Source organism: Rhodoferax sp. RT4P68 (genome assembly GCF_056521305.1).
In genome coordinates this window covers 368,179-389,097 of sequence record NZ_JBWMBB010000003.1, presented here as the reverse complement: position 1 = coordinate 389,097, position 20,919 = coordinate 368,179, and the positions used below count along the sequence as shown (strand labels likewise).

Below are 20,919 nucleotides of genomic sequence, written 5' to 3'. Positions count from 1 at the left end.
GGGGGGAGTAAGCCAGTGAGTTTAGTGAGCTTGGCAAGCCCGTGTCGCCGACGGGCTGCCCTCAGCGCCGCATGACCACCAAGCCCTTGAGGTACTCGCCTTCCGGGAAGTTGATGGTCATCGGGTGGTCCGGCGCACCGCCCATGCGATCGGTGATGTAGCCGTCCACCCGGGCGTCGATGCCGGCGCCCGCCACGATCTTGTGGAACAGCTCGGCCGGGATGCCACCCGAGCACGAATAGGTGAACAGCACGCCGCCCGGCTCCAGCAGGGCCAGCGCCAGGCGGTTGATGTCCTTGTAGGCACGCGCGGCGCGCTCGGCATGGGCAGCAGTGGGCGCGAACTTGGGCGGGTCCAGCACGATGGCGTCGAAGCGCCGGCCTTCGGCGGTGAAGCGGCGCAGCGAGGCGTTGACGTCGGCGTCCAGAAAATCGGCCTGGTCGGCAGCGAAACCGTTCAGCGCCACGTGATCCGCAGCCCGTGCCAGTGCCGGCGCCGACGAGTCGATGGAGGTCACGTGCCCATCTGTGACACCCGCCGCGCGCATGCCGGCCAGCGCCGCCACCGTGAAGCCGCCGGTGTAGCAAAAGCAGTTCAGCACGCGGGCGCAGCCGAGGCGGCGCACGGTGTCGGCGAACCGCTTGCGGCTGTCGCGCTGGTCCAGATAGAAGCCGGTCTTGTGGCCGGTCGCCACGTCCAGTGTGAGCCGCCACTCGTGCTCGGTGATGGTCAGCTCGGTCGGGCCGTCGCCGCGCAGCCAGCCTGTGGCCTCGGGCAGGCCTTCGAGCGCGCGCACACTGGCGTCAGAGCGCTCGTACAGGCGCGTGAGGCCCGTGATGTCGCACAGGGCATCGGCCAACGGCGCCTTCCAGCGTTCCGCCCCGGCCGAGCCGAACTGGGCGACCAGCGTGTCGCCGTAACGGTCGACGACCAGGCCCGGCAGGCCGTCGGATTCGCCATGCACCAGGCGCAGCCCGTCGCTCTGGATGTCGAAGCGGCTGCGCGCAGCCACCGCGCGTTGCAGCTGCGTGCGCAGGAAGGCCGCGTCGATGCGCTGCTCGGCATCGAAGCTCCACGCCCGCGCGCGGATGCGCGAGGCCGGGCTGAACGCCGCCCAGGCCAGGAAGTCGCCGTTGGCCGCCTCCACGCGCACGGTCTCGCCCGCATCGGCGCCGCCACGGGCGATGGCCGACTCGAAGACCCAGGGGTGGCGGCGCAGCAGCGACTTCTCTTTGCCCTCGCGCAGACGGATGGTTTTCATGGGCGCGGATTGTCGGCCATGGCCCAGTGCGGCCGCCGTGTGCCTGCCCGGCCCGATACTTCCGGCATGAGCACCATCCAAGCCCGGCGCCGACTGATCGTGATCCTGCTGCTGTGCGTGGCCGCCGTGTCCGCCGTCATCCGGCATTTCGCCGTCCCTGACTCCACGGTGCACGATGTCAGCACCGTCATGATGCTGCTGTGGCTGCCGGTGATCGGCAGCATCGTCGGCTGGTGCTATGCCAGGCTGCCGCGCCGGGCGCCCACGGCCCCCGCGCCCCCCACCTTCGCGCCGGACCGCGCCTTCCAGCCGCACGCGCTCGTCGAGTTCACGTTGCGCCCGGCGCTGGTGCCGATCGAAGATGTGCCGGTGGCGACAGGCGAGCACCAGTGCCTGCTCGTCGTTGGCAACCAGGGTTTTCTGATGCGATGGCGTGTGGCCCCCGGTAGCGCCTTTCGCCGGGGCGAGACACGCCAGATGCCGGTCGAGTTCCTGACCCCGCAGAACGCACTGCCGCAGCTGCCCCACAACGCGTCCTTTCGCATGCTGGTCGGTGAAGCTTTCATCGGCGACGGCCGCATGCTGCAGGTGCTGGCGCCTGCCGAGGCGGCCCCGGCCAACGCGGCGCCTGCCTGAGCCTGCACGCCGACGCGCCGGGGCCCACGGGGCCGGCGCCCGACAAGCAGCGCAAGACTCTGGAACCCTCAGCCGCCCGGCTTGCGCCGCGCTCGCGGGTGGGCCGCGTCATAGGCCTTGGCCAGGTGCTGGAAATCGAGCCGCGTGTAGACCTGGGTGGTGCTGATGCTGGCGTGGCCCAGCAGCTCCTGCACGGCGCGCAGGTCGCCGCTGGACTGCAGCACGTGGCTGGCGAACGAGTGACGCAGCATGTGCGGGTGCACCGGCGCGGCCAGCCCGGCCTGCAGGCTGCGCCGCCGCAGCCGCTGCCAGATCGATTGCGAGGTGAGCCGCGTGCCGTAGCGGCCGATGAACAGCGCCGCGTTGCCGGTGCCGGCCGCCCCACCGCGCACCGCCAGCCACGCCTGCAGCGCGCGCACGGCCGATGCGCCGACCGGCACGCTGCGCCGCTTGCTGCCCTTGCCCAGCACATGGGCCTCGCCGGCCTGCAGGTCGACCCAGCCGCGCGCCTGCGGGCCGGGATGCACGTCCAGGCCCGTCAGCTCGGCCACGCGCAAGCCACCGCCGTAGAGCAGCTCAACCATGGCGGCGTCGCGCGTGTCCAGCCAGGGGTCGTCGGCCTCGCTCGAAAACTCGGCCAGCTGCACCGCCTCGTCCACGCCCAGCGCCTTGGGCAGCGGCTTGGGGGAACGCGGCGCGCGCACGTCCTGTACCGGATTGGCCGGCACCAGGCCCTCACGGCCCAGCCAGGCGTAAAAGCCACGCCACCCCGAGAGGATCAATGCGATGCCGCGCCCGCTGCGCCCCTTGCCGTGCATCTGCGCCACCCAGCGCCGCACGTGGGCCGGGTGCACATCCGCCAGCGCGACACCGGCCTGGGCGGCGTTGGCGGCCAGCTTTTCCAGGTCCAGCGTGTACAGCGTGACCGTGCGCGCCGCCAGGCGCTTCTCGACGCGCACGTATTCGAGATAGCGCGCGACCAGCGGATCGGCCGGCGGCGCAGATTGCATTTCAGTCCTGTAGCCGAGCCAGTGCGGCGCTGGCCAGTTCGGCAATGCGTTCGACGAAGTCGGTGCCCATGCCGGATTCGAAGCGCGCCGCGTCCGGCGACGCCAGCACCAGCATGCCGAAGGCCGGCTCGGTGCTGTTGAGTTCGCCCACGCGCAGCGGCATCAGCACGACGGACATGGCCTGGGCCGGATCGGGCAGCCACTGCACGGCCTCGAAGCCCGGGTTGACGCCGCAGAACGGCGCCGTCAACGACGAGGCAAAGCTCATCGCATCCTCGCTGACCCCCTGGGCAAAGCCGTGGCCGGCGTACTGCGGCGCCACGCCCCAGACCTTGAGCGCGGCTTGCGGCACGCCGAACTGGGCCTGCACCTCGGCCACGATGCGCTGCGGCAGCTCCGCCGGCACGCGTGCCCGCAGCAGGCTGCGCGCCCAGCGCTGCAGCTTGTCGGCGATCAGCACGTTCTCGTTGCCGTGGCGGATCATGTCCATGATCCGGTGCTCCAGCCCCTTGATCTTCTCGCGCAGCATCTCGGCCTGGCGCTCCTGCAGGCTGACCGCGCGGTTGCCGTGCGGGCTCGTCATCTGCACGGCGGTCAGCACTTCCGCATGGCGCTCGAAAAACGAGGGCGTGTGGATCAGGAAGTTGGCGATGTCGTCTTCGGTGATGGGGTTGTTGGCGTTCATGCTGCGGCAGGTTGGTGGGGGAACGGGCTCAGCCCGGAATCTCGATCTCGCCTTCGAAAACGGTCTCGGCGGGGCCGGTCATGCGCACCGGTGCGTCGCCGCCGGCCCAGTCGATGCGCAGCGGGCCGCCGCGCGTCTGTACCTCGACGCCATCGTCCAGCCAGCCCATGCGGATGCCGGCGACCACTGCCGCGCAGGCGCCGGTGCCGCAGGCCAGCGTCTCGCCGGCACCACGCTCATACACGCGCAGGCGCACATTGCGACGGTCCAGCACCTGCAGGAAGCCAGCGTTCACGCGGTTCGGAAAGCGCGGGTGGTTTTCGATCAGCGGACCTTGTTCGGCCACCGGGGCCAGGTCCACATCGGCCACGCGCTGCACCGCGTGCGGGTTGCCCATGGAGAGCACGGCCACCTGCACCACCGGGCTGTCGGGGTCGACGCCTAGCGCCAGCTTCCACGGCCCCCAGGCGTCGACGGCGTGCGGCTCCAGGCCCGCAGCGTCGAAGGGCACGCGCGCCAGGTCGAACACCGGCGGGCCCATCTCCACGGTCACACGTCCATCAGCGGCCAGCGTGGGCGTGATCAGGCCGGCGGCGGTGTGCACACGCAGCGTGGTCTTCTCAGAGAGGCCGTGTTCGCGCACGTACTGGAAGAAGCAGCGCGCGCCATTGCCGCACTGCTCGACCTCACCGCCGTCGGCGTTGTGGATCACGTATTCGAAGTCCACGCCCGGGCCGGTGGAGGGCCGCACCGTGAGGATCTGGTCGGCCCCCACGCCGAAGTGCCGGTCGGCCAGAAAGCGGTATTGCGCGGCCGACAGGTTCAGCCGCCCGCGCGTCTCGTCGAGCACCACGAAGTCGTTGCCGGCCCCGTGCATCTTGGTGAATCGGATTCGCATGGCGGCGATTATCACGGGCCACAGCGCTGGGATCGGGCGCTGTCGGCTATGGGACAAGCCCCCACGCCGCACCGGGCACCAGCCGGCAGAATCGGCGCCATGCCACGCCCAAGCCAGCTCCTCCACGCCCAGCGCGACATCGCGCCCACACGGCCCGCCGCCACCGTCCTCGTGCTGCGCGACACGCCAGCGGGGGTCGAGGTGCTGATGACGCGCCGCTCGGCCACCGCCAGCTTCGCGCCCGGCGCCTTCGTGTTCCCCGGCGGCGGCATCGACGCGGCCGACGCGGCGGCCCACGCCCAGGCGCGACGGCGCGCGACCCAGGGCGACCTGCAGCTGACGCAGGCCATCGCCGCCATCCGCGAAAGTTTCGAAGAGCTCGGCGTGCTGCTGGCCTGGCGCGCCGACGGCCAACCCGCCGGCGCCGAGGACGCCGCCACGCTGGACCGGCAAGCGCCCTTGCTGCCGCAATGCGCAGCGCGCGGGCTGACCCTGGCCGCCGACCAGGTGTTCCTGTTCGCGCACTGGATCACCGACCGCGACCTGCCGCGCCGCTTCGACGTGCCCTTCCTCGTCGCGCGCATGCCCGAGGGCCAGCAGCCCGTGGCCGACGAGGCCGAGCAGTTCGAGCCGGTCTGGGTGCGGCCGCAGGCGGCGCTGCAGGAGCACGCGGCCGGCCGCTTCTTCATCATCTACCCGACCATCCGCACGCTGGAGCGGCTGGCCGCCTACGCCAACGTCGACGCGGTGCTGGCCGCCTGCGCCGGCGAGCGGGCGCTGTGGACCTCCAGCCCGCGCGGCGGCCTGCTGGGTGGCAAGGAGATGCGCTACATGGAGCACGAGCCGCCGTTCGGTGAGCTGGCGCTGGTCAGCCCGGACGGCCAGATCGTGCATGCGCTGGACTGGCAGAACGAGCACCCCGTGGCGCTGCTGCGCAACGTGCAGCGGCTGACCTGCGCCAACCCTGGCGTGATGACGGGGCCCGGCACCAACAGCTATCTGGTGGGCGACCCCAGCAGCGGATGGATCGCGATCGACCCCGGGCCGGACGCGCCCGAGCACCTGGAGCGACTGTGGCGCGCCGCCGGTGGCCGCATCGGCAGCATCGTCTGCACCCATTCGCATGCCGACCACTCGCCGGGCGCCGCGCCGCTGGCCGACATGGTGGAGCGCGCCGGCCAGCCGCGCCCGCCGGTGCTGGGCCTGGCTTCGCTGCCCACGGCGCGCCCGGCCAGCGCCTTCACACCGGACCGCGCGCTGGCTGATGGCGAACGCCTGGTGCTGCATGGCTGCGGCCCGGACGGCGCACCCGCCACCCACACGCTGCACGTCATCCATACGCCGGGCCACGCGGCCAACCACCTGTGCCTGGTGCTGGAGGAAGACGGCCTGCTGTTCAGCGGCGACCACGTGCTGAACGGCAGCACCACGGTGGTCGACCCGCCGGACGGCAACATGGGCGAATACCTGGATTCGCTGGACAAGCTCAGCGCCGCCTGCGCCACCTACGGCATCGACCACATCCTGCCCGCGCACGGCTACGTGCTGGGCGACGCGCCGGGCGCGATCGCGCGGCTCAAGCAGCACCGCCTGGCGCGCGAGGCCAAGGTGCTGGCCGCCATGCGCGCACGGCCCGAAGGCACGATGCAGGACTGGGTGGAACTGGCCTACGACGACGTGCCGCCGCGCATGTGGCCGGTGGCCCAGCGCTCGCTGCTGGCGCATGTGCAGAGGATTCAGCAGGTCGGGATGGTGTGAGGCGGCGCTTGCGCGGCCCGGCGCAACTGGCCCACGCCAGCACTGAGCTGCGCCGGCGATGCGCATTCGCGCGCGGCCCTGTAACCTCTTCGCCTTGGCTACCGAATAGCAGTGCACCGGCCCCGCCGGAGCCGGCCCCCGCTCCCATCACCACCACCCGAGGACGCTCATGCCCACTGCCCCGACCCGCCCCACCCTGCTCGTTTCGGCCATCCTGGCCGCCAGCACCCTGGCCACTCCCGCCCATGCCCAGGTCGATCCCACCAGACTGGTCGACGCGTTCGAGAAGGCTGGCGGCAAGTTCGAGGGCTTTCGCCGCTCCGGCGCCAAGGGCGTCTGCGCCACGGCCGAATTCATCGGCAGCGCCCAGGGCCGCACGCTGTCGTCCGCCTCGGTCTTCAGCGGCACGCCGGTTCCCGTCATCGCGCGCTTCTCCGTCGGCGGCGGCAACCCCAAGGCGGCCGACAACGCCCGCAGCCAGCGCAACATGGCGCTGCAGTTCGACCTGCCGGGCGGGGAGTCCTGGCAGATGGGCAACATCTCGGCGCCGGTCTTCGGTGCAGCCAACCCCGAGCAGTTCCTCGGCCGGCTCGAATCGCTCGCCCCCGACCCCGAGACCAAGAAGCCCAACCCCGAGAAGATCAAGGCCTTCGCCGACGCCAACCCCGAGGTGCTGCTGCAGGGCAAGTACTACGCCAGCCAGCCGGTGCCGGCCAGCTTCGGCGCCACCAACTATTGGGGCGTGCACGCCTTCGCCTTCGTCGACGCGGCCGGCAAGAAGCAGTTCGGCAAGTGGGTGTTCGAGCCCGTGGGCGGCACGCAGACGCTGACCGATGACGAAGCCAAGGCCAAGGGCGCGGACTTTCTGATCGACGACCTGCGCCAGCGCGTGGCGGCCGGTGGCGTGGCGTTCGACTTCATGGTGCAGCTGGCCCAGCCAGGCGACAAGATCGACAGCGCCGTGGTGCCGCTGCCAGCCGAGCGCGCCAAGCTCAACCTGGGCCGATTGACCGTCAAATCGGTATCGGCGGATGCCACCGGGCCCTGCCTGACCATCACCTACAACCCCATCGTGCTGCCCAAGGGCGTCGAGGCGTCCAGCGATCCGATGCTGGCCGCCCGTGCGGCGCCGTATGCGGTGTCGCTGGGGCGGCGGCTCGTGGAAGGCGCCAAGCAATAAGGCCTCGCCCGGGACGTGGGAGGATCGCCCGCACAATGGAGGCCATCCCCACCCTGCATCCATGGGGCCATGGCCTTCGCGCGCACCGGGCGCGCGGCTGCGGCGCCCCCCGTTCCATGAAACCTGACGACCACCTCTCCGACAGCGACGCCTACGGCATACGCCTGGCCAAGCGCGTGGTCGAACTCACCGGCTATTCGCGCCGCGAGGCCGAGTTGCTGATCGACAACGGCGTGGTGCGCGTGGATGGCACGGTCGCACCGACGACGGCGATGCGGGTGCGGCCCGACCAGCGTGTCGAGGTCGAGAAGAACGCGACGCCACAACCCGTACCGCCGGTCACGCTGGTGCTGCACAAGGCGGCCGGCGTGCGGATCAACCCCGCAGCGCCGCTGGCCGGCGCGCGCCGCAGCGAACTGGACCGCTCCGGCATGCGGCACCTGCCGCGCCACCTGGTGGACCTGCGTTGCGTGGCCACCTTGGCGCCGCACGACAGCGGCCTCGTGGTCTTCACGCAGGTGCCCGGCATCGAGCGCAAGCTGATCGAGGACGCCGGCATCATGGAGCACGAGCTGCAGGTCGAGGTCGACGGCGTGCCCACGCCCGAGGCACTGCAGGCCATGCGGCCGGCGCGCGTCAGCATCGGCTCTCAACGCGAGGGGCATACGGTGCTGCGCTTTGCCATCAAGGGGCCGCAGCCGGGCCAGGTCAGTGCACTGTGCGAGCGTGCCGGGCTGAAGATCTTGAGCGTGCGCCGCCTCCGCCTGGGGCGCGTGCCGCTGGCCGGCATGGCACCGGGCGAGTGGCGCTATCTGCTGCCTGAAGAACGGTTCTAGATCAGGCACCCCCCAGTCTGCGCGCTGCGCGCTTCGCCAACCCCCCTCTGCTGCGCGAGGGGGACGCACCCAGCGGCTTCGCAGAGCCAGTTCCGCGGGTGCCCTGGCTTGGCCTGCTGCGCGGCCCTCGGTTCCATGCGGACGGTCCGCCAGGATGCCTTGATTCAAAAGTGTGAAGCCCGCCGATACGCCGGATTCTGTGCACCGGGGTCGCCCCCGGTGTGACCGCCATTCATCTGGGCCGTCTGTCACCAGACGGCTCGGTGCTACCTACCCGCCAGCTCCGCGGAGCCACATCAACGCTGGCCTATTTGGTATTGCTGCGCGTAGAGATTGCCCGTTTCACCCACTTGCCAGTTGCCCGGCAAGTGACTCGTCTCTGTTGCTCTGATCCTCACCTCGCGGTGGAGAGCCGTTAGCTCCTACGCTGCCCTGTGCAGTCCGGACGTTCCTCCAGTGCGGTCTTTCGACGATTGCACCAGCGGCGGCCTGGCGGGCTTCACGGCGGCGATTATCGCGCTGCGCCAGAATGCCCCCTTTTCCACCGCCACCTGGGAGACCGCCATGAAGGCCGACAACGTCCTCGCCACCATCGGCAACACGCCGCACATCCGCATCAACCGCCTGTTCGGGGCCGATACCCAGGTCTGGGTCAAGTCCGAGCGTGCCAACCCGGGCGGCTCGATCAAGGACCGCATCGCGCTGTCCATGGTCGAGGCGGCCGAGCAATCCGGCCAGTTGCAGCCCGGCGGCACCATCGTCGAGCCGACCTCGGGCAACACCGGCGTGGGCCTGGCCATGGTGGCCGCCGTCAAGGGCTACAAGCTGGTGCTGGTGATGCCCGATTCGATGTCGGTCGAGCGCCGCCGCCTGATGCTGGCCTACGGCGCCAGCTTCGAGTTGACCCCGCGCGAGAAGGGCATGAAGGGCTCGATCGCCCGCGCCCAGGAGATCGTGGCCAGCACGCCCGGCGCCTGGATGCCGCAGCAGTTCGAGAACCCGGCCAACATCGACGTGCACGTGCGCACGACGGCGCAGGAGATCCTGGCGGACTTTCCCGACGGGCTGGACGCGCTGATCACCGGCGTGGGCACCGGCGGCCACCTGACCGGCTGCGCCCGCGTGCTGAAGGCCAAGTGGCCGCAACTGAAGGTGTTTGCGGTGGAGCCCGTGGCCTCCCCCGTCATCTCTGGCGGCGCACCGTCGCCGCACCCGATCCAGGGCATCGGTGCGGGCTTCATCCCGATGAACCTGGACACCACCGTGCTGGACGGCGTGGTCCAGGTCGACGCCGAGCCGGCGCGCGAGATGGCGCGTCGCTGCGCACGCGAAGAAGGCATCCTGGTCGGCATCTCGTCGGGCGCCACGCTGGCCGCCATCGCGCAGAAGCTGCCCGAGCTGGCGGCAGGCGCCAAGGTGCTGGGCTTCAACTACGACACGGGCGAGCGTTACCTCTCGATCGAAGGCTTCCTGCCCGCATGAGTTCAGCGCGCACCCTGGCCATCGCACAACCGGCGGCGGCCACGCTGTCGCCCGCGCAGAAGAAGTTCAACAGCCTGGTCAAGCGCATCGCCGAGCAGCGCGACCTGCTGGCCCAGTGGGAACTGGCGGTGCCGCTGGTCCGCGAGCGGCGCGCGCGCGAGTTCGCGCCGCTGCTGGACGACTACCGGGTGGTGAGCGCGCAGATGGTGCGTGTGCTGCACGCGGCGGCCGGGCGCAAAGGGCTCTCCAAGGCGGAGCGTGAGATGGTCAGTGCACTGATCGTCGACCTGGCGGGCTCGCTGGCCGACAGCGCGCCCGACGAAGCCCTGCGTGCCGAGATGAAGCAGCGCTACAACGACCATGCCGATAGCGACTTCGATGACGACGACGCGGAAGGCGACGCCATGGCCCGCGAGATGGCGCGCGAGCTGTTCGGCATGGACATTCCCGAAGATGTGGACCTGAACTCGCCCGAAGCGCTGATGCGCCACCTCGAGCAGCAGATGCAGGCCGACGCGCAACGCGCCGACGCGAAGGCGCAGGCCGAGGCCGACCGCCCCCAGCGCGCGGCCAAAAAGCCCGGCAAGCGCGAACAGCAGGCCGCCACACAGGCGCAGGAGGCCAGCCAGTCATTGCGCGAGGTCTACCGCAAGCTGGCCAGCGCGCTGCACCCGGATCGCGAACCCGACCCGGCCGAACGCGCGCGCAAGACCGCGCTGATGCAGCGCGTGAACCAGGCCTATGCCAACAACCGCCTGCTGGACCTGTTGCAGCTGCAGCTGGAGGCCGAGCAGATCGACCCGGCGCACCTGGCCGGCCTGAGCGCCGAGCGCCTGAAGCACTACAACCACGTGCTGGCCGAGCAACTGGCCGAGCTGCAGCACGAGGTGGCGGCAGCCGAGGGCGCCATCGTGATGGAGTTCAACCTGCACCCGCTGCAACGGCTGAAGCCCGCGGTGCTGATGGACACGCTGCGCCACCAGATCGCGCAGCTCACCATGGACACCTACGAGCTGCGCCAGCAGTTGCCGCTGCTGGACGACTTGCCCACCTTCAAGCGCTGGCTGAAGATGCAGCGCGACATGCTGCAGGCGCAACAGCGCGAGGACGATCTGATGAGCCTGTTCGGGCGTTGAGACATCAAGCCTGTGCGACACGACCATGGCTGACCTTGTCACCACCGCCGACCCAGGCCAGCCGCCCCAGCTGATCGAGTTTCACCGCCTGACCGACGCCATCGCCGCGCAGCGGGCGGTGTTGCAGCGCTGGCAACAGGCCAGTGCCGACTTTCACCAGCAGCAGGCGGTGGCGCTGGCGCCGCTGTTGGCCAGCCAACGCACGATCGACCTGGAGCTGTTGCGCTTTCTGGACCAGGCCGCCCACGCCGGCGACCTGGGGCGCACCGATCTGCGGACCCTGCACGCCCTGGTGCGCGATCTGGCGGCCAGCCTGCTGCGCCAGGGCGACGAGGCGGAGCTGCGCGCGATCCACGCCCGGCACCAGGACACGGACGACACGGCCGACGCCACCGACGCCACCGACGCGGACGACACGGAAACCCGCAGCGACGCGGCCGACGCCTTGCCCGCCCCCGGCGCTGCAACGCCCGCCACGCCCGACGCCGACAACGACTGGATGGCGCAATGGGAACGCATGGAGGCCACGCACTCCGACACGGCCCAACAGCGCGAACGCCAGCGCGCTCACCACAAGGCCGCCAGCCGGCGCCGGCGCATGACGGCCGTACCGCAGCCCGAGGACGCGAGCCAGACCATCCGCGCCGTCTACCGCAAGCTGGCCAGCGCGCTGCATCCAGACCGCGAGCCCGACCCGGTCCAGCGCGGGCGCAAGACGACATTGATGCAGCGCGTGAACGTGGCCTACGAGGCGCGCAACCTGCTGGACCTGCTGCAGCTGCAGTTGGAGATCGAGCAGATCGACCCGCGCAGCATCGCCGCCATGGGCGAGGTCGCGCTGCGCCGTTACAACGCAGTCTTGACGGACCAGCTCGACGAGCTGCGCCAGGAGACGCTGGATACCGAGCGCGGCTTTCGCACGCAGTTGGGGCTGGGCCACGGCGCCGAGCCGACGCCCACCCGCATCACACGCGCCATCCGCGAGCAGGCGCGCGCGCTGCAGCAGAACATTGCCTACTACCAGTGGGAACTGCGCGAGATGCAGGACCCGAGGTTCTTCAAGCAGTGGCTGCGCGAGTGATGCGGACCATCCCCCCGGCGGCTTCGCCGCTCCCCCTTCAGCTGCGCGAAGGGGGGCCGAGCCCGTACACAAAAGGTCCGGTGGACCTTTTGACTGGCGAGGGGCCGGGCCACTGGCCCGGCGCGGCCTGCAAGGCCTCCCCAGCGGCCTGGCAGAGCCAGTTCCGCGGGTGCCCTGGCCTGAACCGCTCCCCTCTCCTTGGAGGCGCTACGCCAACGCCTCGCGCCGCGCGAAGCGCACCACGGTCACGCCGGCGCGTGCCTGGCGCGTCGAGGGCATGACCAATACGCAGTCGTCATAGGGCGTCACCACCGGCTCGCCGTCGTTGTCGCCGATCACCGTGCCGGCGGCGGCGATCAGCTCCAGGCCGGTGAAGGGTTCGGTGAAGCGAAAGCGCTCACTCCTGGCGACGACCGGGCCGGTGACATACAGGGCCCACTGGCGCGCCGCGTCGGGCAGCTTCCAGCCGGGCAGTTCGCGGGCCGCTGCGTCCTCGGCCAGCAGTCCCGCTACGACCAGGAAGCGCAGGCACTGGTCGCGCGCCACGTCCCGGCTGGCCGGGTCGCCGTGGAAGCCGCACTCGACCAACAGCGACCGCGTGCCCGGCTGCTGTGCATCGGGCTCGCCGAACCGGCCGAAGTCGCGCATGCGCACACCGTCCTGGTGGCCGGCGTCGACGACCACGTATTCGGGCGCGCGCATCTGCCGCGCCAGCGCCAGGTTGCGCGGGTGCATGCCGGTCAGTGACAGCGGCGCGCTGGGCTCGTGCATGGAGTGCAGGTCCAGCAGCCAGTCGGCGCTGTCGAGGAAGGGCTGGAGCGCGGCGGCGCGCCGGCGCTCGCGCGTGCCGCCCTCGGCGATGCGGGCGGGTATCCACTGGCGGTTCAGGTCTTCGTCGACGAAGCGCGAGGCATCGTGGTGGGCCGCATCGAAGCGGTCGAACGCTTCCAGGTTGCACCAGGCCAGCGTCAGCGTGCCGCACGCGGGCCGCACGCCGGCCTGCAGCAGGCCCAGCAGCGCCCAGGCGCCGCACAGCTCGTTGCCGTGCACCAGCGCGCTGAGCATGACGCGCCGGCCCGGCAGGCCGGAGTCGAAACGCCAGACGCCCTCGGTGCCGGTGTTGCCGGCGCGCCAGTCCCGCAGATCGGGCGCGGTCAGTTCAAAAGTGGGTGCGCTCATCGTTGAACTTTCGGGTGGTGCGCTGCGGTGGCGAACGCCTTCGGCAGCCGGGCGAAACTCATTCCTTGATCTTCGCAAACTCGACGATCTTCTGATACTTGGCCGTCTCGGCGTCAAGGAAGCGCGCCATGTCCACCGCGGCCGGCGCCAGGGTGGAGCCGCTGTCTTCCAGCTTCTTGCGCAGTTCGGGCGCCTGCAGCGATTCGGCCAGCGCTGCGCGCAGCCGGGCGGCGATGGGCTCGGGCAGCTGCGGCGGTGCCATCAACGCGAACCAGACGCTGATGTCCATGTTCTTCAGCGCCGGATGGTCGGCCAGCGGCGCGATCTCGGGCGCGGCGGCCGAGCGCTTTTTCTCGGTGATGCCCAGCGCCACCACCTTGCCGCTGCGGATGTGCGGCAGGCCGCTGGACAGCACGTAAACACCCAGGTCGATGTTGCCGCCGTACAGGTCGGTCGTCAGCGGGGCGACGCCGCGGTAGGGAATGTGCGTCATGAACAACCCGGCCTGCTGCTTGGCCATCTCGGCCGACAGGTGCAGCGCCGTGCCCACGCCCGAGCTGCCATAGCTGTAATGGCCCGGCCGGGCCTTCACGGCCTTGATCATCTGGTCCACGGTCTGCATGCCGCTGCCGGTGGAGGCCACCAGCACCATCGGCTGCGAGGCCACCAGGCCGATGGGGGTGAAGTCCTTGTAGCTGTATTTGATGCTGCTGGAGACCAGCCGGTTGATGGCAATCTCGTTGTTGGCGCCCAGCAGCAGCGTGTAGCCATCCGGCGCGGCGCGCGACACCTTCTGTGCGCCGATGGCACCACCGGCGCCGCCCAGGTTTTCGACCACCACCGGCACGCCGAGCTTCTTGGCCAGCTGGTCGGCCACGGCGCGGCCGGTCAGGTCGGTGCTGCCACCGGGCGGGTAGCCGACGACCAGCGTGACCGGCCGGTCGGGGTAGCCGCCGCCCTGGGCGTGGGCCGCGGGCAGCAGGCCGCTGACGAGCAGCGCCGGCAGCAGCAGCGCGCGCAATGGTGGAGTGGATCGCATGGTGGGCCCCTGTTGAGATGTCTTGCATTCTTCGGGCATCGCGTCCATGCCCGGTGCCGAAACGGCACGGGCTGGTGCTTTCGACGTCAGGCCGGGGTGACGGCTTCCCAGAGCCCCTCGGCCAGCGGTGACAGGCGCCTCTTGGCCCGCACCATGCGCACCTCGAAGGCGATCTCCAGCGCCTTGCCCGGCAGCGGCACGATCTTCTTTTGCTGGCAGGCGCCCACCGCCAGCGACCAGGGCAGCCAGGCCACACCCAGGCCCTTCTGCACGTATTCGAGCAGCGCGTCGGCCGAGTCGCTCTCGATGGCGCGCTGCAGCCGGGGCGCCTGCGCGTGGTTGGCCAGGTGGTCGGCCACCAGCTGCCCCAGCGCCAGCGTGCCGGCATAGGCCAGTAACGGCGCAGGCTTGGCGCCGTCGAAGCGGAACAGCGGCCGGCCATCGGCCTGCGCACGCGAGACGGGCACCAGCCGGTCGTGCGCGACGGTGTGCTGCAGGTACTGCGCGGGCCGCAGGCGCAGCGCGATCAGCGGGTGGTGGTAGGCGAGCATGAAGTCGACCTCGCCGCGCTCCAGCCGCTGCAGGATGTCGGCCATGGCCCCGGTGCGCACGTGCACCAGAGCCTGCGCCGTCTGGGCCCGCACGCGCCACAGCCAGTCGGCCGCGAGGGTGCGGGCCAGCGTGCGGCCGGTGCCCAGCGTGAACACCGGCTGGCCGGGCGCGGCGGCCCCCTGGATCTCGCGCTGCGCGGCGGCCAGGCCGTCCACCGTGTGCCGCGCCTGCTGCAGCACGGTCTCGCCGGCCGCCGTCAGTGCCACCGGCGCACCACCGCGCACGACCAGCGGCACGCCGGCCCATTGCTCCAGGTCGCGGATGCGCCGACCGAAGGCAGGGTGCGTCACATGCCGCATCTCGGCCGCGCGCGTGAAGCTGCGCGTCTCGGCCAGCGCGATCAGGTCTTCCAGCCATTTCACTTGCATCATGGTCCTTCGCATGCGAGATCCGGGCCCGCCCCGTATCATCCGCGTCCTCATGAAACGATTGCCCGATCACTACGGGCCATACCGAGTCAATGATCCGCATCTCCGAACTCAAACTGCCGCTGGACCACCCGGACGCGGCCCTGCTGGAGGCCATCGCCGGCAAGCTGGCGCTGCCGCTGGCGGCGATCGCCTCGCACACGGTCTTCAAACGCAGCATCGACGCGCGCAAGGCCGAGCTGCAGCTGGTCTTCATCGTCGACGTCGTGCTGGCCCCCGGCCAGGACGAGGCCGCCGTGCTGGCCCGGCTGGCCGGCAAACCGCATGTGATGCCCAGCCCCGACATGGCGTGGCACCCGCCGCACGTCGCCGCCACGCCGCGCGCGCTGCGGCCGGTGGTGGTGGGCTTCGGCCCCTGCGGCATCTTTGCGGCACTGGCACTGGCGCAGATGGGCCTGGCCCCCATCGTGCTGGAGCGCGGCAAGGCGGTGCGCGAGCGCACGCAGGACACCTGGGGCCTGTGGCGCAAGCGGCAGCTGAACCCGGAGTCGAACGTGCAGTTCGGCGAAGGCGGCGCCGGCACGTTTTCCGACGGCAAGCTGTACAGCCAGATCAAGGACCCGCGCTTCCTGGGCCGCAAGGTCATGCAGGAATTCGTCGACGCCGGCGCGCCGCCCGAGATTTTGGTCGACGCGCACCCGCACATCGGCACCTTCAAGCTGGTCAAGGTGGTGGAGAACCTGCGTGCGCAGATCACCGCGCTGGGTGGAGAGATCCGCTTTCAGCAGCGGGTGACGGACATCCAGGTCGAAGACGGTCCGCAGGGGCGCAGCCTGCGCGGCCTGACCGTGCTGGACCAGGCCACCGGCCAATCGTACGAACTGCGTGCCGATCACGTCGTGATGGCGCTGGGCCACAGCGCGCGCGACACCTTCACGATGCTGCACGCACGCGGCGCACCGATCGAGGCCAAGCCGTTCTCCATCGGCTTTCGTGCCGAGCACCCGCAGGGCATGGTCGACCGCGCGCGCTGGGGCCGCCACGCCGGCCACCCGGCGCTGGGCGCGGCCGAGTACCGGCTGGTGCACCACGCCAGCAACGGGCGCACCGTCTACAGCTTCTGCATGTGTCCCGGCGGCACCGTGGTCGCCGCCACCAGCGAGCCCGGCCGCGTGGTGACCAATGGCATGAGCCAGTACTCGCGCAATGAGCGCAATGCGAACTCGGGCATCGTGGTGGGCATCGAGCCGCGCGACTACCCCACCGATTACCAGCACATCGACGTGCCCGAGTCGGCCCAGGGCCGCCCGCACCCGCTGGCCGGCATCGAGCTGCAGCGCCGGCTCGAATCAGCCGCCTACGTGCTGGGCGGCAGCGACTACAGCGCGCCCGGCCAGCTGCTGGGCGACTTCGTGGCCGGCCGGCCGTCCACTGCCCTTGGCGAAGTACAGCCCAGCTACCAGCCCGGCGTGCACCTGACCGACCTGGCGAGCGCCCTGCCCGCCTACGCCATTGAAGCGATGCGCGAGGCCTTCCCCGCGTTCGGCCGCAAGCTGGCCGGCTACGACCGCGCCGACGCGGTGCTGACGGGCGTGGAGACGCGCACTTCCTCGCCGATCCGCATTGCGCGGGATGGGGACACGCTGCAGTGCCCCGGCCTGGCCGGCCTGTACCCGGCCGGCGAAGGCGCGGGCTACGCGGGCGGCATCCTGTCAGCTGGTGTGGACGGCATCAAGGTGGCCGAGGCAGTGGCGCTGGCGTTGGCGGGGTCGACCGCCGCCCGGCCGGACCGGGGCTGATCTGAGCGGCACGGGGCTGCACCTCGCGGCCGGCCGTTCCGTCAGCCACGGCGCGCGGCTGCCCGCCCCTCAATCCCGGTCGCGAAACTGCCGTGGGTCCATGCCCATCTGCGTGCGCCGCACCGTGCCTGCGGGGTCGAAGAAGACCCAGAACATCTGGTCCACCATGCCGCCGCGCCAGCGGTACGTCCAGACCGGGCCGTCCCAGCGGGCGACCGCGTCCACGAAGCCGGGTGGTCCGAACTCGCGTTCGACGTCGGCGCGGGTCCAGCTGCCGTCCAGCGCAATGCGTGCAAAGTCGCGCTCGTTCAGCACCTGGCGGGCCTGCACCACCTGACCGGCAGCGTTCAGGTCGACCATCACGGCCTCCTGGCCCATCGGCTGGAAGCTGTACTGGAGCCGCTGCCCGCCGGCCGGCAGCGGCACCACGCGCGTGGGCTGACCCCAACGCGCGAGCACCTCGTCGCGCGGCATGCCCGGGGTGAAGCTGGCCACCGTGGTGCAGGCCGTCAGCAGCGCGGCCACTGTGGCCAGCGTCGTTCGGAAAAGTGTTTGGACCATGGCTGCGCAGCTTACGCCGCAGGCGTCGTGTGCGCATGGGCACGGGATCTGTCAGGGTTCATCGGCGCGGGGGGCTCACCGGATTTCGCCAGAACAGACATCTGGGCAGGTGGTCCTTGATCCCGCACGCACGTGTCCTTGAATGTCTGCACATTGCATCGCCCACGAACAATGCCAAGCAGGGGAATCGCGACACCTCATGTGTCGCGCAAGACCGAATCGCGACAACCGATCTGTCGCGATTCCGGCTCACCTCACCCCAGCCACCCCTTGATCCGCGCCGCCAGCGCCTCGCGGCTGATGCCATAGCGCTCGTGCAGCGTCGGCAGCGCGCCGGCATCCAGGAACGCATCCGGCAGCCCTGCCAGTTCGAACCCGGCCGGGTGCACGCGGTGCCGCAGCAGCGTGCTGGCCACGGCCTCGCCCAGGCCACCGATGACGGAGTGGTTCTCGGCCACCACCACCAGGCGCGGCTTGCGGCGCACCTCGGCCAGGATGGTGGCCTCGTCCAGCGGCTTGATCGTGGGGCTGTGCACCACGGCCACGCCGATGTTTTGCGCTGCCAGGTCCTCGGCCACCTCCAGCGCGCGCATGGTCATGAAGCCGGCGGAGATCACCAGCACGTCGTTGCCGTCGCGCAGCAGCTTGGCTTTGCCCAGCTCGAACTTGTAGTCGTACTCGTCCAGCACCAGCGGCACGTTGCCGCGCAACAGGCGCAGATAAACCGGCCCCTGGTGCGCCGCGATCTGGGGCACGGCCTGCTCGATGTCCAGCGCGTCGCAGGGGTCGACGATGGTGAGGCCCGGCACGCCGCGCATCATGGCCAGGTCTTCGGTGGCCTGGTGGCTGGGGCCGTAGCCGGTGGTCAGGCCCGGCAGCGCGCAGCAGATCTTCACGTTCAGGTTCTCTTCGGCGATCACCTGGTGGATGAAGTCGTAGGCGCGGCGCGTGCCGAACACGGCATACGTGGTGGCGAACGGCACCAGCCCTTCCTTGGCCATGCCACCGGCCGCACCCATCAGCAACTGCTCGGCCATGCCCATCTGGAAGAAGCGCTCCGGGTAGGCCTGGGCGAACAGGTGCAGGTCGGTGTACTTGGCGAGGTCGGCCGTCATGCCGACGACTTCGGGGTGTGACGCCGCGTATTCCACCAGCGCCTTGCCGAACGGGGCCGCCTTGACGCGCTGCCCTTCGCTTGCGATGGAGGCGATCATGGCCGAGGTGGTCAAGCGCGGCTTCTTGGCTGCAACGGTGTTCATGTTCATGCTCCTTCGGTTTGCGATTGGTCGAGGATGGCCAGCGCCTGCTGCCACTCCGGCGGGTCGACGCGGATGAAGTGGTTCTTCTCGCGCGCCTCCAGAAAGGGCACGCCCTTGCCCATCAGCGTGTCGAACAGGATCACGCGCGGCTTGGCTTCCTTCAGCGCACGGGCGGTGTCGAACGCGGCCAGCACAGCCGCCATGTCATTGCCCTTGACGCGCTGCACATGCCAGCCGAAGGCAGCCCACTTGTCGGCCAGCGGCTCGAAGCCCAGCACCTTGCTGGAGGGGCCGTCAGCCTGTTGGTTGTTGATGTCGATGAGGCAGATCAGGTTGTCCAGCTGGTGGTGCGCGGCCGACATCGCGGCCTCCCAGGTCGAGCCTTCGTCCAGCTCGCCGTCGCTCATGGAGTTGTAGACGAAGGCCGGGTTCTTCTTCTGTTTCAGGCCCAGCGCCATGCCAACGCCAATCACCAGGCCCTGGCCGAGTGAGCCGCCCGAGATCTCCATGCCCGGCGTGTAGCTGGCCATGCCGGACATCGGCAGGCGGCTGTCGTCGCTGCCGTAGGTCTCCAGCTCGTCCTCGGCAATGACGCCGGCCTCGATCAGCGCCGCGTAGTGCGCAATGGCGTAGTGGCCGTGCGAGAGCAGGAAGCGGTCGCGCCCTTCCCAATGCGGGTCTTCGGGCCGGAAGTTCATGGCATGGCCGTAGGCTGCGGCCAGCACGTCGGCCCAACCCAGGGCCTGGCCGATGTAGCCCTGGCCTTGTACTTCGCCCATGCGCAGGGCGTAGCGGCGGATGCGGTAGGCGCATTGCGCCAGGCGCGCATGCGTGTCGGTGGATGTGTTCATGGCAAGCTTTCTTGAAAGAGGGGGTGGGTCAGCGCAGGATGGCTGCAGGCACATAGGAGACGAGGGCCAGCACGCCGAAGGCGACGAGGTAGAACGGCCCCAGTTCGCGCACCGTCTGGCCCACCTTGACCTTGGCCAGCGCACTGGTGATGAACAGCGTGGTGCCCACCGGCGGCGTGTACAGGCCGATCGCCAGGTTCACGACCATCATGATCCCGAGCTGCACCAGGTCCAGCCCGATGGCGTTGGCCAGCGGCACGAACACGGGCGTCAACAGCAGCACGGCGGCCGGCAGGTCGATGAACATGCCGACGAACAGCATCATCAGGTTCATCAGCAGGATGACCATCCAGGCCTGGTGCACGTTGGCGCTGACCCATTGCACGATGCCCTGCGGCATCTGGTCGAAGGTCAGCAGCCAGCCGATGGCGGCGGAGGCCATGATCACCAGCAGCACCACGCCCGTGGCCAACCCGGCATGCACCACGGCCTGGTGCAGGCGTTTGATTCCCAGGTCGCGGTAGACCACGGCCGAGACCAGGCCTGCATAGAGCGTGGACAGCACGGCCACCTCGGTCGGCGTGGCGATGCCGAAGCGCAGGAACAGCACGATCAGCACCGGCAGCAGCACGGCCGGGGCCGCGTACAGCAGGTGCACGCGGAAGGCGGCCAGGTCGATCGGCGACGTGTCGCGTGGGAAGTTGCGGCGCTTGCCGACCCACCAGCACATGAACATGAAGCCGAAGCACAGCAGCATGCCGGGCAGGATGCCGGCCACGAACAGCGCGGCGATGGAGGCGTTGGACGACAGCGCGTACAGGATCAGCGGGATCGAGGGCGGGATCAGGATGTCGATGGTCGCGGCCGAGGCCAGCGTGGCCGCCGAGAACGCCGCCGGGTAGCCCAGGCGCTTGTGCCACGGGATCATCAGCGAGCCGATGGCCGAGGCATCGGCCACAGCCGAGCCCGAGACGCCGCCGAACAGCGTGGACGACAGCACGCCCACCTGCGCCGGCCCGCCGTGGAAGCGGCCGATCAACGTGGACAGCACACCCACCAGCGCGGCGCCCAGCTTGCCGCCCATCATCAGCGAGCCCGTCAGCATGAAGAACGGGATTGCGATCAGCGGAAAGCTCTGCACCTGCGCCACCATCTGCTGCACCAGGAGGTCCAGCGGCACGCGGTCCGAGGTGGCGGCTGCCGCCATGGCGGCCATCAGCAGCGCATGGGCGATGGGCATGGCGACCGTGGCCGCGCCCATGAAGACGAGAAGGATCAAGGCACTCAT

At 70.2% G+C, this 20,919-nt stretch carries 19 protein-coding genes and 1 other RNA gene; 8 read left to right on the top strand and 12 right to left on the bottom strand.

Going from position 1 to position 20,919, the window contains the following annotated elements; genetic code table 11:
• Nucleotides 1-61: 61 nt before the first annotated feature.
• Nucleotides 62-1,261: a class I SAM-dependent rRNA methyltransferase gene (locus AC099J_RS08340; RefSeq protein WP_479614767.1), complete on the bottom strand. Its 1,200-nt coding sequence runs from the start codon at nucleotides 1,259-1,261 to the stop codon at nucleotides 62-64.
• 66 nt (nucleotides 1,262-1,327) lie between these two features.
• Between AC099J_RS08340 and AC099J_RS08335 the strand changes: the two genes are divergently transcribed.
• On the top strand, nucleotides 1,328-1,897 hold the full coding sequence (locus AC099J_RS08335) for a hypothetical protein (protein WP_479614766.1): 570 nt from the start codon (nucleotides 1,328-1,330) through the stop codon (nucleotides 1,895-1,897).
• A gap of 68 nt (nucleotides 1,898-1,965) precedes the next feature.
• Here the strand turns inward: AC099J_RS08335 and AC099J_RS08330 are convergent, their stop codons facing one another.
• From AC099J_RS08330 to dapF, 3 genes are read right to left on the bottom strand one after another with little or no spacing between them, the layout of a single operon-like run.
• On the bottom strand, nucleotides 1,966-2,907 hold the full coding sequence (locus tag AC099J_RS08330) for a tyrosine recombinase XerC (protein ID WP_479614765.1): 942 nt from the start codon (nucleotides 2,905-2,907) through the stop codon (nucleotides 1,966-1,968).
• Nucleotide 2,908: 1 nt separating this feature from the next.
• Complete coding sequence (locus tag AC099J_RS08325) at nucleotides 2,909-3,592, bottom strand: DUF484 family protein (RefSeq protein WP_479614764.1); 684 nt, start codon at nucleotides 3,590-3,592, stop codon at nucleotides 2,909-2,911.
• 28 nt (nucleotides 3,593-3,620) lie between these two features.
• Nucleotides 3,621-4,490 (bottom strand): diaminopimelate epimerase, encoded by an 870-nt coding sequence (gene dapF, locus AC099J_RS08320; RefSeq protein WP_479614763.1) that lies wholly within the window; start codon nucleotides 4,488-4,490, stop codon nucleotides 3,621-3,623.
• A gap of 99 nt (nucleotides 4,491-4,589) precedes the next feature.
• Between dapF and AC099J_RS08315 the strand changes: the two genes are divergently transcribed.
• The 3 genes from AC099J_RS08315 to AC099J_RS08305 all read left to right on the top strand — a co-directional run bounded on the left by AC099J_RS08315 (nucleotide 4,590) and on the right by AC099J_RS08305 (nucleotide 8,264).
• The gene (locus AC099J_RS08315; RefSeq protein WP_479614762.1) at nucleotides 4,590-6,248 is read left to right on the top strand and encodes an MBL fold metallo-hydrolase; all 1,659 of its coding nucleotides are present in this window, start codon (nucleotides 4,590-4,592) and stop codon (nucleotides 6,246-6,248) included.
• Nucleotides 6,249-6,417: 169 nt separating this feature from the next.
• Nucleotides 6,418-7,428 (top strand): catalase family peroxidase, encoded by a 1,011-nt coding sequence (locus AC099J_RS08310; protein WP_479614761.1) that lies wholly within the window; start codon nucleotides 6,418-6,420, stop codon nucleotides 7,426-7,428.
• A 116-nt stretch (nucleotides 7,429-7,544) separates the two neighbouring features.
• Nucleotides 7,545-8,264 (top strand): RNA pseudouridine synthase, encoded by a 720-nt coding sequence (locus tag AC099J_RS08305; RefSeq protein WP_479614760.1) that lies wholly within the window; start codon nucleotides 7,545-7,547, stop codon nucleotides 8,262-8,264.
• 170 nt (nucleotides 8,265-8,434) lie between these two features.
• Here AC099J_RS08305 and rnpB read toward each other — a convergent pair.
• An RNA gene (rnpB, locus tag AC099J_RS08300) (RNase P RNA component class A) lies at nucleotides 8,435-8,765 on the bottom strand.
• Nucleotides 8,766-8,828: 63 nt separating this feature from the next.
• On the opposite strand from rnpB, the gene cysK reads away from it, so the two are divergent.
• The 3 genes from cysK to AC099J_RS08285 are packed head-to-tail and all read left to right on the top strand — an operon-like array spanning nucleotide 8,829 to nucleotide 11,963.
• Entirely contained in the window at nucleotides 8,829-9,746 is a 918-nt protein-coding gene (cysK, locus tag AC099J_RS08295) for a cysteine synthase A (protein ID WP_479614759.1), read from the top strand.
• Nucleotides 9,743-10,882 carry a J domain-containing protein gene (locus tag AC099J_RS08290; protein ID WP_479614758.1) on the top strand — a complete coding sequence of 380 codons (1,140 nt, stop codon included), beginning with the start codon at nucleotides 9,743-9,745 and terminating at the stop codon, nucleotides 10,880-10,882. Before cysK ends, AC099J_RS08290 begins: the two co-directional genes overlap by 4 nt.
• Nucleotides 10,883-10,907: 25 nt before the next feature.
• Nucleotides 10,908-11,963: a J domain-containing protein gene (locus AC099J_RS08285; protein ID WP_479614757.1), complete on the top strand. Its 1,056-nt coding sequence runs from the start codon at nucleotides 10,908-10,910 to the stop codon at nucleotides 11,961-11,963.
• Between the two features lie 207 nt (nucleotides 11,964-12,170).
• On the opposite strand, the gene AC099J_RS08280 is transcribed toward AC099J_RS08285, so the two are convergent.
• From AC099J_RS08280 to AC099J_RS08270, 3 genes are all read right to left on the bottom strand, one after another.
• The gene (locus AC099J_RS08280) at nucleotides 12,171-13,142 is read right to left on the bottom strand and encodes a M14 family metallopeptidase (RefSeq protein WP_479614756.1); all 972 of its coding nucleotides are present in this window, start codon (nucleotides 13,140-13,142) and stop codon (nucleotides 12,171-12,173) included.
• Between the two features lie 58 nt (nucleotides 13,143-13,200).
• Entirely contained in the window at nucleotides 13,201-14,181 is a 981-nt protein-coding gene (locus AC099J_RS08275; RefSeq protein WP_479614755.1) for a Bug family tripartite tricarboxylate transporter substrate binding protein, read from the bottom strand.
• An 86-nt stretch (nucleotides 14,182-14,267) separates the two neighbouring features.
• The gene (locus AC099J_RS08270) at nucleotides 14,268-15,161 is read right to left on the bottom strand and encodes a LysR family transcriptional regulator (protein ID WP_479614984.1); all 894 of its coding nucleotides are present in this window, start codon (nucleotides 15,159-15,161) and stop codon (nucleotides 14,268-14,270) included.
• Nucleotides 15,162-15,253: 92 nt separating this feature from the next.
• Between AC099J_RS08270 and AC099J_RS08265 the strand changes: the two genes are divergently transcribed.
• Complete coding sequence (locus AC099J_RS08265; protein WP_479614754.1) at nucleotides 15,254-16,960, top strand: NAD(P)/FAD-dependent oxidoreductase; 1,707 nt, start codon at nucleotides 15,254-15,256, stop codon at nucleotides 16,958-16,960.
• A 69-nt stretch (nucleotides 16,961-17,029) separates the two neighbouring features.
• Here AC099J_RS08265 and AC099J_RS08260 read toward each other — a convergent pair whose 3' ends face one another.
• The 4 genes from AC099J_RS08260 to AC099J_RS08245 all read right to left on the bottom strand — a co-directional run bounded on the left by AC099J_RS08260 (nucleotide 17,030) and on the right by AC099J_RS08245 (nucleotide 20,919).
• Nucleotides 17,030-17,521 carry a hypothetical protein gene (locus tag AC099J_RS08260; protein WP_479614753.1) on the bottom strand — a complete coding sequence of 164 codons (492 nt, stop codon included), beginning with the start codon at nucleotides 17,519-17,521 and terminating at the stop codon, nucleotides 17,030-17,032.
• A gap of 254 nt (nucleotides 17,522-17,775) precedes the next feature.
• Nucleotides 17,776-18,780: a transketolase family protein gene (locus AC099J_RS08255; protein WP_479614752.1), complete on the bottom strand. Its 1,005-nt coding sequence runs from the start codon at nucleotides 18,778-18,780 to the stop codon at nucleotides 17,776-17,778.
• 2 nt (nucleotides 18,781-18,782) lie between these two features.
• On the bottom strand, nucleotides 18,783-19,631 hold the full coding sequence (locus AC099J_RS08250) for a transketolase (RefSeq protein ID WP_479614751.1): 849 nt from the start codon (nucleotides 19,629-19,631) through the stop codon (nucleotides 18,783-18,785).
• 28 nt (nucleotides 19,632-19,659) lie between these two features.
• The gene (locus AC099J_RS08245; protein WP_479614750.1) at nucleotides 19,660-20,919 is read right to left on the bottom strand and encodes a TRAP transporter large permease; all 1,260 of its coding nucleotides are present in this window, start codon (nucleotides 20,917-20,919) and stop codon (nucleotides 19,660-19,662) included.